11 protein-coding genes are annotated in these 11,264 nt (G+C 74.2%); 6 read left to right on the plus strand and 5 right to left on the minus strand.

Annotated features, from left to right (window positions below; genetic code table 11):
* Positions 1–54: 54 nt before the first annotated feature.
* Positions 55–1,530: a lipase maturation factor family protein gene (locus BCL65_RS14890; RefSeq protein WP_106269281.1), complete on the plus strand. Its 1,476-nt coding sequence runs from the start codon at positions 55–57 to the stop codon at positions 1,528–1,530.
* An 18-nt stretch (positions 1,531–1,548) separates the two neighbouring features.
* Here the strand turns inward: BCL65_RS14890 and BCL65_RS14895 are convergent, their stop codons facing one another.
* Positions 1,549–2,946 (minus strand): aldehyde dehydrogenase family protein, encoded by a 1,398-nt coding sequence (locus tag BCL65_RS14895; RefSeq protein ID WP_106269282.1) that lies wholly within the window; start codon positions 2,944–2,946, stop codon positions 1,549–1,551.
* A 301-nt stretch (positions 2,947–3,247) separates the two neighbouring features.
* On the opposite strand from BCL65_RS14895, the gene BCL65_RS14900 reads away from it, so the two are divergent.
* Positions 3,248–3,805, plus strand: coding sequence for a hypothetical protein (locus tag BCL65_RS14900; protein ID WP_106269283.1), 558 nt, complete (start codon positions 3,248–3,250; stop codon positions 3,803–3,805).
* Between the two features lie 4 nt (positions 3,806–3,809).
* Complete coding sequence (locus tag BCL65_RS14905; RefSeq protein WP_243401066.1) at positions 3,810–4,478, plus strand: GNAT family N-acetyltransferase; 669 nt, start codon at positions 3,810–3,812, stop codon at positions 4,476–4,478.
* 80 nt (positions 4,479–4,558) lie between these two features.
* Here the strand turns inward: BCL65_RS14905 and BCL65_RS14910 are convergent, their stop codons facing one another.
* Positions 4,559–5,260, minus strand: a complete 702-nt coding sequence (locus BCL65_RS14910) for a hypothetical protein (protein ID WP_243401065.1) — start codon at positions 5,258–5,260, stop codon at positions 4,559–4,561.
* Positions 5,261–5,334: 74 nt separating this feature from the next.
* On the opposite strand from BCL65_RS14910, the gene BCL65_RS14915 reads away from it, so the two are divergent.
* Complete coding sequence (locus BCL65_RS14915) at positions 5,335–5,988, plus strand: IMPACT family protein (RefSeq protein WP_106269284.1); 654 nt, start codon at positions 5,335–5,337, stop codon at positions 5,986–5,988.
* A 3-nt stretch (positions 5,989–5,991) separates the two neighbouring features.
* Here the strand turns inward: BCL65_RS14915 and BCL65_RS14920 are convergent, their stop codons facing one another.
* The 3 genes from BCL65_RS14920 to BCL65_RS14930 form a co-directional block, all read right to left on the minus strand.
* Entirely contained in the window at positions 5,992–7,398 is a 1,407-nt protein-coding gene (locus BCL65_RS14920) for a UTP--glucose-1-phosphate uridylyltransferase (protein WP_106269308.1), read from the minus strand.
* Positions 7,399–7,481: 83 nt separating this feature from the next.
* On the minus strand, positions 7,482–8,102 hold the full coding sequence (locus tag BCL65_RS14925; protein WP_106269285.1) for an L-threonylcarbamoyladenylate synthase: 621 nt from the start codon (positions 8,100–8,102) through the stop codon (positions 7,482–7,484).
* A gap of 37 nt (positions 8,103–8,139) precedes the next feature.
* On the minus strand, positions 8,140–9,123 hold the full coding sequence (locus tag BCL65_RS14930) for a threonine ammonia-lyase (RefSeq protein ID WP_106269286.1): 984 nt from the start codon (positions 9,121–9,123) through the stop codon (positions 8,140–8,142).
* A 95-nt stretch (positions 9,124–9,218) separates the two neighbouring features.
* Here BCL65_RS14930 and BCL65_RS14935 point away from each other — a divergent pair, with 95 nt between their 5' ends.
* Entirely contained in the window at positions 9,219–10,157 is a 939-nt protein-coding gene (locus BCL65_RS14935) for a LysR family transcriptional regulator (protein WP_106269287.1), read from the plus strand.
* Between the two features lie 132 nt (positions 10,158–10,289).
* Positions 10,290–11,264: an IS481 family transposase gene (locus BCL65_RS14940; RefSeq protein WP_106269288.1), complete on the plus strand. Its 975-nt coding sequence runs from the start codon at positions 10,290–10,292 to the stop codon at positions 11,262–11,264.

Raw genomic sequence — 11,264 nt, forward strand, 5'->3', positions numbered from 1 at the left:
GCCGGGCCGGCGTCCGCGGCGGTGAGCATCGCGAGGCCTGGATAGCGTGGTGGCATGCCCGCGTGGACGACCTGGCTCGAGAGCTGGTGGGCGACCGGCGACTACGACGTCGCCCGCCAGGTGCTGCAGCGCGGCGTCGGGGTGCTGCTGTGCCTGGCGTTCCTGCAGGCGCTGGGCCAGTTCCGTCCGCTGCTCGGCGACCACGGTCTGACACCGGTGCGCACGTTCACCGCGCAGGTCCGGTTCCGTGACGCGCCGTCGCTGTTCCAGTGGCGCTACAGCGACCGGCTGCTCGCGACGGTGGCGTGGACCGGCGTGGTCGGTGCGGCAAGCCTCGTCGCGGGCCTGCCCCAGGCGGGCCCCTGGTGGGTGCCGACGCTCGTGCTGCTGGTCCTGTGGTGGTTCTACCTGTCGATCGTCAACGTGGGCCAGCGGTTCTACGGTTTCGGCTGGGAGATGCTGCTGTGCGAGATGACGTTCCTCGTGGCCTGGTTCGGCTCCGAGGCCGTGCCGGTGCCGTTCCTGCTGGTGCTGGCGGCCCGGTGGCTGCTGTTCCGCGTGGAGCTCGGCGCGGGCCTGATCAAGTGGCGCGGCGGGCGCGAGTGGCGTGACCTCACGGCGCTCGACTTCCACCACGAGACCCAGCCCATGCCGGGCCCCCTCAGCTGGCACGCCCACCACCTGCCGCGCTGGTGGCACCGGGTCGAGGTGGTCGGCACCCACGTCTCCCAGCTCGGCGTGCCGTGGCTGCTGTGGCTGCCCCAGCCCTTGCCGAGCATCGCCGGCGTCGTCGTGGTCCTCACCCAGGGGTGGCTCGTGGTCACCGGGAACTTCGCGTGGCTCAACTGGGCCACGATCGTGCTGGGTGCGGCGATGATCTCCGACGGCGCGTGGTCGTCGATGCTCAGCACGGTGGGGTCCGGGCCCGACGGCGCGCAGGCCGGGCCGAGCCCGGACCTGTCCGTCGCGCACGTCGTGGCGGTCGCCACGGTCGTCACCGTGCTCGCCGTCCTGTCCGTGCGGCCCGCGCGCAACCTCGCCTCGCGTCACCAGAGCATGAACGCGAGCTTTGAGCCCTGGCGCCTGGTCAACGCGTACGGCGCCTTCGGGTCGGTGACCCGCCGCCGCGAGGAGGTCGTCGTCGAGGGCACGCTCGCACCCCACCCGGGACCGGACGAGTGGCAGGCGTACGAGTTCCGTGGCAAGCCCGGCGACGTGCACCGCCGACCGCCGCAGGTCGCGCCGTACCACCTGCGCCTCGACTGGCTGCTGTGGTTCGTGCCGCTCGGTTCCGGCGGGACGCTCTGGTTCGAGCGCCTCCTGCTGCGGCTGCTCGAGGCGGACCGGGCGACGCTGCGCCTGCTGCGCCACGACCCGTTCGGTGGCGAGCGGCCACGCTGGGTGCGGGCACGCCTGTACCGCTACCGGTTCTCGACGCCCGAGGAGCGGCGGCGCACCGGCGACTGGTGGGTGCGGCGCGAGGTCGCCGTCGTCGTCGACCCGGTCAGCCTGTCGATGGTGCGGCGCTGAGGCTCGTCACAGCCCTTCTCACAGCCCCTCGAGGTGCACCGCCTTGCGCACGGTCATCTCGTCGAGGAGGTCGGGCCCGAACCCGGCTCCTCCGCCGCTCGCCCGCCGCGGGTCGGCCGAACCGCCCGGCGCGCCGCCGAAGACGGCGTTGACCTTGACGGTCCCCACCTCCAGGACGTCGGCCGCGTGCAGGGCGTGGTCGAGCCGTGGCGTCAGCACGGTCGCCGCCAGCCCGTACGCCGAGGCGGAGGCACGGCGCAGGGCCTCGTCGAAGTCGGCGACCCGGACCACCGGGGCGACGGGGCCGAACGTCTCCTCGCGCAGCAGCGGCACGTCGTCCGGGCATCGGTCGAGCACCGTCGGGGCGTAGAACGAGCCGGGACGGTCCAGCCGGTGGCCGCCGGTGACCACCTGGGCGCCCGCCTCGACGGCGCCGGACACGTGCGCCGCGACGACGGCGAGCTGGTCGGCGTCGACGAGGGGTCCCGTGGTCGTCGCCGGGTCGGCGGGGTCGCCGACGACGAGCTCCTCGGCACGGCGGGCGAGCTCGGCCACGACGGCGTCCGCGACCTCCTCGACCACGTACACCCGCTCGACGGCGGTGCAGAGCTGGCCCGCGTTGGCGAAGGCCCCGGTCGCGATCTGCTCGGCGGCGCGCGCCGGGTCGACGCCGGCGTCCACGACCAGCGGGTCCTTGCCGCCGTTCTCCAGCAGCGCCCGCGCTCCGCGCTGCCCGACCGCCGCAGCGATGCGCCGGCCCGCGGCCGAGGAGCCGACGTGCGCGACCAGCGCGACGTCGTCGTGCGCCACGAGCGCCTCCCCGGTCGCGGCGTCGCCGCTGACCACCTCGAGCACGCCGGCGGGAAGCGCCCGGGCCACGAGCCCGGCGAGCCGGACGCCGGGCACGTCGCTGCGCTCTGACGGCTTGTGGACCACGGTGTTGCCGGTGACGAGCGCCGCGGCGATCAGTCCGGCGGCGGCCGGGTACGGGTCGTTCCACGGTGTGACGACGGCGACGACGCCGCGTGGCTCACGGCGCACCACGTCCATCGCGGCGGGGGCTCCTGCCAGCACGCGGCCCGCGCGGCCGAGCCCCGCGACCGCCGCCTCGTCCAGCAGATCCGCGGCGACCGCGGCGGACTCGCGCGCCTCACCGCGGAGGCGACCGGTGGTCGAGCACAGCAGGTCGCCGAGCTCGTCCGCCTGGGCACGGACGGCGGTCGCCGCCTCGCGCAGCAGCCCGGCCCGCTCGGCGGGCGACGTCGCGCGCCAGCCGGCGAACGCGTCGCGGGCGGCGTGCACGGCCGCGCCGACCTGGTCGGCGTCGGCGCAGACGACGTCGCGGCCCGGCCGGCCGGTCGCCGGATCGAGCCGCTCGAGGGTACGGGTGGCGGGACGGGCGTCGGTCGTGGTCATGGGCTACCTCCCGGTTCGGCGGACGGCACGGTGTGCGCCGTGCGGGACCGCCACGAGCGTCCCGCCGCCCCGGGCTGCTCGCACGCCGGCGTCGGGTCGTGACGTCGGTGACCAGGTGGTGGCGGACAGGCGCTTCCCGGTCGCAGGCCAGGCGCGCGCGTCGAGCGACGACGTGGCTGACACGGCTGCTCGGCCGTGGGATCCTCGGGGGCGTGCCTCACACACCGCCCCAGCTCCGGCGCCCCCGACCGGCCGACGCGTTCCGCTGGGCCTCGCGACGGCACGTGACGGACGGCCGACGATGAGCCTGCGCGCCGAGGTGCACGACTGGGTGCGACGCCGTCGTGAACGACCGCTTCCGGTCGTACGCGTCGGGCACGGCCCGGTCGTCCCCGGCAGCGTGCTGCGGCTCGCCGCGGTCTGTGCCGTGGCGGGACTGGTATGGGCGGGCGCCGCCCGCACCACCCTCGTGGCGGAGCTCGAGGTGGCGGCCGTCGCCGGCATGGCGCTCTGGGCGCTCGTGCGCCCGGGCACGGTCCCCGCGCACACCGCCGTGGTCCTCACGGCGCTGCTGCTCCTCGGTTCCACCGCCGCTCCGTTCGATCCCGCCGCGCTCTGGCTCGCTCCCGCGGCATACGTGGCCGTGCGCCTGGGCTGGTGGGCGGGGCAGGTCGGCTGGCGCACGCGGGTCGAGGTCACGGCCCTGCGCCGCACGGGGAGCCGCGACCTGGTGCTGCTGGGGCTGGCGGTGGCCGTCGGCGGTGCAGCCTGGGCGGCGTCCGGAGCCACGGTCGCCGGCCTCGCGCTCGTCGGCGGCGGGGCGTTGCTGGCCCTGGCATGGCGCGTGCTGCCACGATGACCCGATGACCGAGACCATGATCCGCCCCTACCGCACGTCCGACCGTCACGCCGTCGCCGAGGTGTGCGTCCGGACCGCCGCGGGGGGCAGCGACGCCCGGGGCGTCTACTCCGACGACCTGCTCATGCCCGAGGTGTACGCCCTGCCGTACGTCGACCACACGCCCGACCTGGCCTTCGTCGTCGTGCGGCAGGACGCCGACCCGAGCGGGCCGCTGGCAGTCGACGACGGACGGCTGGTCGGCTACGTCATCGCCGTGGCGGACACGGCCGAGTTCGCGACATGGTGGGAACGGGAGTGGACGCCGGGCTTCGTCGCGCGGCACCCCGTGGCCGGCCCGGCGACCGCGGCCGACCCCTCCTACTCCGAGGACGCGCTGCTGAAGGACGGTCGCGATCCGCAGCGGATGGTGCGCGGCCTGCAGGGCGGCGAGCTCGAGACCCACCCGGCACACCTGCACATCGACCTGGTCCCCGAGGCGCAGGGTCAGGGTCTCGGCCGCCGGCTCGTGGACACGCTGCGGGCCGCCCTCGCTGCTCGGGGCGTCCCGGGCGTTCACCTCGGGTACGACCCGGCGAACACGCGCGCCCGGGCGTTCTACGACCGACTGGGGTTCGTGGAGCTCGCCTCCCACACCCCCACCCGGCCGCTGCTCGGCATCACGACCGGCTGAGCTCGGACCGCCCCCGCTTTCGAGGCGTTTGTTGTACCCGCGGCGTCGGGTGGGTGCGCGTCGTTTCGGCGCTTGGCACACTATTTTGCTTCGTGCACCGAGGTGCCCGGATCGGGCATCCCGGCGTCCGTCCAGGCCCTGCGCACCTGCTCGAACCTCGTCGGCAGCGGCGGGCGCGTCGCCCCGTAGCGGGCGTTCGTCCGGTGCACGAACCGCCTCCACGACAGCACCAGCCCCTGCCGGGTGATCGGCAGCCCGCTGGAGACGGTCGTGCCGTTGTCGTGCGTGTGGTGCACCGTCAGGAGCAGCGCGCGCGGCACGGAACCCTGCAGCTCGGCCGCGAGCTCGGTGCGCACCACCATCCAGTGCCGCAGGACCACCACGACCTCGCCCGGCACGCGGTGCCGGCGGAGCGTGCGGTGCTTCCCGTGGCGCACGAGCACCCTCCCCTCCCCCGGAGCGCGCACACCACCGACGCGACCTCGCCCGGCTCCGTCGTCGGGGCCGAGGTCCAGGTCCTCGGCCCGCACCCGCAGCAGGTCTCCGTACCGCGCACCGGTCGCGCGGGTCAGCCCGGCGATCACCGCGAGGCGGACGATCTCGGGCTTGCCGTCCGGTCGCAGCGCCTCCACGGAGAGCTGGCGCCAGACCCACTCGGCCTCGTCGAGCGACACGGTGGGCCGGGGGTAGCGGACGGCCTGCGGCTGGACCTGGTGATCGTCGTTGCCGTCGTTGCCGTCGTTGCTGTCGTGGGAGCGCGGGGCTCCCTCAGGGTGCGTCATGGGAGAATCATGTCGCTTGGCACACTATTTTAGGAGCAGGCTCGTCGGCGTGTCACCCCTCGTAGGATCGACGGATGTCCCTGCCCCGCACGCTCTCCGCGCCCGTGGACCACGAGCTCGTGGTCAAGCGGTCGCGGTTCCTCGCGCACGTGGCGCCGGTCACCGACGGCGCCGCGGCCGACGACGTCGTCACCCGCCGGCGCAAGCAGCACTGGGACGCGCGGCACCACTGCGTCGCGGTGGTGCTCGGCGCTCGCGCGGACGGTCGACGCTCCTCCGACGACGGCGAGCCGACGGGCACGGCAGGTGTCCCGATGCTGGAGGTGCTCCGGCACCGGCAGATGACCGACGTCGTCGCCGTCGTGACGCGCTACTTCGGCGGCGTGCTGCTCGGCGCAGGCGGTCTCGTCCGTGCCTACTCCGGCGCCGTGACGGCGGCGCTCGACGCCGCCGAGCGCCGCCGACTGATCGTCGGCCGCCGCACCCTCGTCGAGGTCACGCTCGACGCCCCGCACGCCGAGGCCGGCCGGCTCGAGCATCTGCTCCGCGAGTGGGCGGGGACGCACGACGCGGCCGTCGGCGACACCGCGTATGCCGATCAGGCACGCCTCACGGTGCTCGTGCCGCCCGAGAAGGTCTCACGGTTGGCCGACGACGTCGCGGCGGCCACGGCGGGGCGGCTCAGCCCCGTCGTGGGCGACGAGCGGATCGTCGACGTCCCGACGTGACGGTCAGGCGATGCCGCCGGCGGTGAGCGTGGCTCCGTCCGGGACGGTCCCCGCTCCCCCGTCGGGCTCGGGCAGCGCCGCGTCGCCCGTGGCGCGCACCCCCGCACCGAAGGACCAGTCGCCGGCGACCGAGAGCCCGGTCGCCTCGCGCAGGGACGGCGGCCCGGCCGGGAACCGCGCGTCGAAGGCGCCGATGGTCTTGTAGGTCTTCGACAGCTGCACCAGGGGCGCCTCGACCTGGGCGACGAGCCGGTAGTCGTCGGTGAGCTCGTAGACGTCCGAGCGGAGCAGCAGCAGGTCGTTGGTGGTCTTGACGGGGAGGAACCTCTCCCGGCCGACCTCGATCGCGGTGGCGCCCTCGAACACGGCGACCGCCGCGCCCATGGCCGACTCGATCTGGACGACCTCGGGCGACGTCGCGTCCGACGGGTCGACCGTCTTGGCGTTGCGGATCAGCGGCAGCTCGAGGACGCCGCCCGTGCGGTCGAGCTCGGCGGCCAGGACCTCCAGGTCGAACCACAAGTTGTTGGTGTGGAAGTAGCGGTGGCGCTCGGGGTCGAGCGAGACGTCCATGTCGTCCGGGTGCGTCTGCGCCGTCTCGCGCTGGATGATCCGGCCGTCGGACCGGCGCACCACGAGCTGGCCGCCCTTGACGTCCGCAGGCGTCTTGAGACACATCTCGGCGGCGTACGGGGCGCCGGTGCCGGCGAACCAGGCCGCGATCTCGCCGTCGGGTGCGGCACCGAGGTTGTCGGAGTTGGAGACGCAGGCGTAGCGGAAGCCGGCGTCGAGGAGCGCCCGCACCACACCGTTCGCGTGCAGCGCGGGGTACAGGTCGCCGTGCCCCGGCGGGCACCACTCCATCGACGGGTCGGCCGGCCACTCGACCGGCTCCAGGGTGTCCGCCCGCAGCTTCGGCTCCCGGTTCTGCAGGAAGTCGAGCGGCAGGCCTTCCACCGCGAGGTCGCCGTACCCCGACAGGGCGGCGAGCGTGTCCTCCTGCGTACGGAACGAGTTCATGAGCACCAGCGGCAGCCGGGCACCGGTCGCCCGGCGCGCCGCCCGGACCTGCCCGACGATCACGTCGAGGAAGCTCAGCGACTCGCCCTCGGCCGAGCGTCGCACCTCGAGCAGCGACTTCGCCCGGTCCATGCCCATCGAGGTACCCAGCCCCCCGTTGAGCTTGATGATGGCCGTCCTCGCCAGGGCGGCGGACGCGTCCGCCGCATCCACCTCCAGATCGGCGTGCCGCGTCAGGCCCGTCAGGGGCTCGACGTCGTCCTCCCGCACGTAGCCGCTCTGGCCGCCCTCCAGCAGCCGGTAGAAGCGGCTGAAGACGTCGACGGCGGCCGGTGCGACCCCCGCGCTCTGCATCTTGTCCCGGGCCAGCTCGAGTCCACGATCGCTCATGACGAGCACCCTAGCCTGGCCCGGTGTCCGGCCGGTGGACGGTCCGCGACGCGGGCGTTGCGGCCCGCGGCTCCGTCCCGTCGCTACTCGAACGGCGCAGGGTCCCCGGCTCCGACGCGGACGACCTCCGGATAGCCGGCCGACCAGTCGACGACGGTGGTCGGCTCCGCCACGACGTCGCCGGAGTCCACGACCAGCTCCACCGACCGGTCCAGCGTCTCGGCGACCTGCCACGCCTCGGTCAGGGGCTCGGCGTCCCCCGGCAGGATGAGCGTCGAGCTGAGCAGCGGCTCGCCGAGCTCGCTGAGCAGCGCGCGGACCACGCGCGAGTCCGGGATGCGCACGCCCACGGTCTTCTTCTTCGGGTGGGCGAGCCTCCGGGGGACCTCCGACGTGGCCGGCAGGATGAACGTGTAGGGGCCGGGCGTCGCCGCCTTGATGGCACGGAAGGCCGAGTTGTCGAGCCGCACGAGCTGGCCGAGCTGGGCGAAGTCGCAGCACACCAGGGTGAAGTGGTGCTTGGCGTCCAGGCGCCGGATCTGCCGGATCCGCTCGGTGCCGTCGTGCTGGCCGATCCGGCAGCCGAGGGCGTAGCCGGAGTCCGTCGGGTAGGCGACGAGCGCACCCTCCTGCCACGCCGCCACGACCTGGCTCACCAGGCGCGGCTGCGGGTCGACGGGGTGGATGTCCACGAGACGAGCCATCTCGACAGGCTACGCCGAGGCGGTGCCGTCCCGCTGGTCAGGCACTCGTCAGGGCGCGGCGCAGCTCCGCCTCGCTGGCGTTGCCGCCGGAGCACACGACCCCGGTGCGCACACCGGCGAAGCGCTCGGCATGCGTCAGCACGGCCGCCAGGGCGGCGGCCCCGGCTCCTTCGGACACCGTGCGGCCCGCCGTGAGGTAGACGCGTTGTGCCCGGGTGATCGCGTCGTCGTCCACCAGGAGGAAGTCGCTCAGGTGGGTACGGAGCAGCCCCTGGGTGAGGGCGAATCCCCGCCCGACGGCGAGCCCTTCCGCCCGCGTGCGGTTGGGGCGCACGAGGAGCTCACCGGCGCGCCAGGAGTCGTGCGCGGCCGGGGATGCCGCGGCCTGCACGCCGACGACCCGGACACGGGGAGCCACCGCGGCGGCCACGAGGCACGCGGCGGCCGCCCCGGAGCCACCGCCGACCGGCACGACGAGCACGTCGAGGTCGGGTCGCTGCTGCAGCAGCTCGAGGCTCGCCGTCGCCACCCCGGCGACGAGGTCCGGCTCGTCGGCGGCGCTCACCAGGCGTGCACCACGGTCCTCGGCGAGCTGCTCGGCGTGCGCACAGGCGTCCTCCAGCCGCTCCCCGTGCAGCACGACCTCTGCCCCGAGGGCGCGCACGGCGCGTTCCTTGACGGGGTTCGGTGCGGTCGGCATGACGATCGTGCACGGCGCGCCCACGTGCCGTGCGGCGTCGGCGAGCGCCTGCGCGTGGTTGCCCGTCGAGTAGCCGACGATCCCGCGCCGACGGGCGTCGTCGGACATCCGCAGCAGCAGGTTGAGCGCGCCGCGCACCTTGAACGCACCGGTGCGCTGGAGGTTCTCGTGCTTGACGACGACGTGCGCGCCGGAGGCTCCGGCGTCGTCGACCAGCCGGTCGAGCTCGGCGTAGCTCGACGCGGGCGTGCGGACGACGAGCCCGTCGATGCGACGCTGTGCGGTCAGGACGTCGGCGACGGTCGGCGGGTCGAGAGGCATACGTCCAGGATCGACCGCTCAATACCCATCGGTCCAATGCCATCTTGTGACCTGAACCATCGCCGTCGTCGATGAGTGGTTCGTATCCTGGTGCGATGACCGACGTCCCGCCCCCCGCCGCGCAGCTCGATCTCACCCGGCTGCGCGTGCTGGCCGCCGTGGCTCGGACCGGCTCGGTGACGGCCGCCGCCCGCGAGCTGCACTACGCCCAGCCGTCCGTGAGCCACCATCTCGCGCGGCTCGAGACCGAGGCGGGGATCCCGTTGCTGCAGCGCGCGGGCCGCGGCGTACGCCTCACGGAGGCCGGGCGTCTGCTCGCCGACCGTGCGGGCGAGATCATCGCCCGCGTCGAGGGGGCGCAGCGGGAGCTCGACGCCCTCGCCGGCCTGCGTGCCGGCCGGGCCCGGCTCGCCGCCTTCCCGTCCGCCCTCGCGACCATCGTGCCGGAGGCCGTCACCCGGCTGCGGAGCGACCATCCCGGCATCGGCGTCAGCCTGGTCGAGGCGGAGCCCCCGGAGGCCGTCGCGGCCCTCCGGTCCGGTGAGGTCGACGTCGCCCTCGTGTTCGAGCACGCGGACGTGCGTCATGCCCGGGCCGTCGACGACCTCTCGCGCTTCCAGACCACGCGCGTGCTCGACGACACGGTGCACCTCGTGACGGCGAGCGACGGCCGGGGGCCCGCCGCGGGCTCCGGCGACTCGGGGACCCCCCTGTTGCGCGCGCACGAGGACGACGCGTGGATCGCGGGCTGCGAACGGTGCCGCGCCGACCTCCTCGCGCGGTGCGCGGCGGCCGGCTTCGCCCCGCGGCTCGCCTTCGAGACCGACGACTACGTCGCCGTGCAGGCGCTCGTCGCCGCCGGCGCCGGTGTGAGCCTGCTCCCCGGTCTCGCGCTGCGGGCGCACCGGAACCCCCAGGTGGCGACCGTGCCGCTGCCGGGCGCCCGGCGGTCGGTGCTGGCCCTCACCGTGGGGGCCCCCACTCCCCCGGCCGCCGCGCTGGTGGAGAGGCTCGTCGCGGCCGGCCATCCCTGAGGGACCACCCGCCGGCAGCCGGCCGCGGCGGGCCCTAGCTGTACTGACCCGGCAGGTTGTTGACATAGCGAGAGACCTCCGGGTCGAGTGGGAGCTGTCTAGGAACCCGGCTCGTACCAACGGAGGTCTCTCGTGTCCCACGCTAACGCCCGGCTGACGCCTGCTGGAAGATTCACGATGGTCCGGCGGATCGCGGCAGGTCGCCCGGTGGCGCACGTCGCGGCTGAGATGGGTGTCTCGCGCACCACGGCGTGGCGGTGGTGGCGCCGCTACGAGCAGCAGGGTCGGGCGGGTCTGGTGGATCGCTCCTCACGGCCGCGCTCGTGCCCGCATCGCACCCACGCGTGCACTGAGGCCAGGATCCGGATCTGGCGGCACCTGGCCCGCCGTGGTCCGGTGGATCTGGCTCGCCGGGTCGGGGTGCCAGCCTCCACCGTGGGGCGTGTTCTGGCCCGCCACCACACGCCGTTGTTGCACGAGTGCGACCCGCTCACCGGGCAAGTGATCCGCGCCTCGCGGCGAACGCCGCGCCGCTACGAGCACCCGCATCCGGGATCGCTGGTGCACATCGACGTCAAGAAGCTCGGCCGCATCCCCGATGGCGGCGGGTGGAAGGTTCATGGGCGCGGGCAGCGCCCGCACCGCAAGCGAGGGCTCGGGTTCGACTACGTCCATACCGCGATCGATGACCACTCCCGGCTGGCCTACGCGGAGATCCACGACGATGAGAAGGGCACGACCTGCGCCGGGTTCCTGGCCCGGGCCACGGCGTTCTACGCCGCCCACGGCATCACCATCGAACGGGTCTTGAGCGACAACGCGAAGAACTACCGCCAGTCACACGCGTTCCGCGACGCCGCAGCCGGCCTGGGCATCCGGTTGAAGTTCATCAAGCCGCACTGCCCCTGGACCAACGGCAAGGCCGAACGCCTCAACCGGACCCTGGCCACCGAATGGGCCTACGCCCGGGCCTACGACTCCAACTCCGAGCGCGCCCGCGCCTTGCCGATCTGGCTCGACCACTACAACCTGGAACGACCCCACACCGGCATCGGCGGCCTACGCCCCATCGACCGAATCAACAACGTCCCGAGTCAGTACACCTAG

It is taken from the genome of Isoptericola halotolerans, from assembly GCF_003003075.1.
In the GTDB taxonomy this organism is placed as follows: Bacteria; Actinomycetota; Actinomycetes; order Actinomycetales; family Cellulomonadaceae; genus Isoptericola; species Isoptericola halotolerans_A.

Excerpts from the sequence above, each read along its gene's own strand:
- BCL65_RS14910 (WP_243401065.1), bottom strand. The coding sequence starts at position 5,260 with ATGACGCACCCTGAGGGAGCCCCGCGCTCCCACGACAGCAACGACGGC.
- BCL65_RS14920 (WP_106269308.1), bottom strand. The coding sequence starts at position 7,398 with ATGAGCGATCGTGGACTCGAGCTGGCCCGGGACAAGATGCAGAGCGCG.
- BCL65_RS14895 (WP_106269282.1), bottom strand. The coding sequence starts at position 2,946 with ATGACCACGACCGACGCCCGTCCCGCCACCCGTACCCTCGAGCGGCTC.
- BCL65_RS14935 (WP_106269287.1), top strand. The coding sequence starts at position 9,219 with ATGACCGACGTCCCGCCCCCCGCCGCGCAGCTCGATCTCACCCGGCTG.
- BCL65_RS14915 (WP_106269284.1), top strand. The coding sequence starts at position 5,335 with ATGTCCCTGCCCCGCACGCTCTCCGCGCCCGTGGACCACGAGCTCGTG.
- BCL65_RS14905 (WP_243401066.1), top strand. The coding sequence starts at position 3,810 with ATGACCGAGACCATGATCCGCCCCTACCGCACGTCCGACCGTCACGCC.
- BCL65_RS14925 (WP_106269285.1), bottom strand. The coding sequence starts at position 8,102 with ATGGCTCGTCTCGTGGACATCCACCCCGTCGACCCGCAGCCGCGCCTG.
- BCL65_RS14900 (WP_106269283.1), top strand. The coding sequence starts at position 3,248 with ATGAGCCTGCGCGCCGAGGTGCACGACTGGGTGCGACGCCGTCGTGAA.
- BCL65_RS14890 (WP_106269281.1), top strand. The coding sequence starts at position 55 with ATGCCCGCGTGGACGACCTGGCTCGAGAGCTGGTGGGCGACCGGCGAC.
- BCL65_RS14930 (WP_106269286.1), bottom strand. The coding sequence starts at position 9,123 with ATGCCTCTCGACCCGCCGACCGTCGCCGACGTCCTGACCGCACAGCGT.